Here is a 255-nt window from a genome sequence, read left to right as displayed (position 1 = left end):
CCGGCAAGCGGCCCGGTGTCGAGCACGGTGTCGCCGGGAGCGCGTCCGTGACGCAGATGCCCGCGCAAACCGCGCCTTCGCAACGTCCGCTGAACGGCGATGCCGCGGCCGGCGAGCGCGCGGCACCCTCCCCGCTTGCCGCCCGGCTCGTGCCATACGGTTTTGCGCGCAGCGGCCAGATCCTGGTCGCGCATCAGCATGCCGATAGCCTCGAAGTCTGGATCAGCGAGCGCACGAGCGAAGCCGCGCTTGCCG

The 255-nt window shown here is 72.2% G+C and carries 1 pseudogene; it reads left to right on the top strand.

The annotated features are described in order from the left end of the window. Positions 1-56: 56 nt before the first annotated feature. Positions 57-255 (top strand): annotated as a pseudogene (locus tag VSR82_RS40435) (type II secretion system protein GspE); the annotation flags it as partial.

Source organism: Burkholderia sp. JPY481, from assembly GCF_038900515.1.
GTDB lineage: Bacteria > Pseudomonadota > Gammaproteobacteria > Burkholderiales > Burkholderiaceae > Paraburkholderia > Paraburkholderia youngii.
Note: the sequence above shows the minus strand (reverse complement) of the source record. Positions and strands in the feature narration are given on the sequence as shown.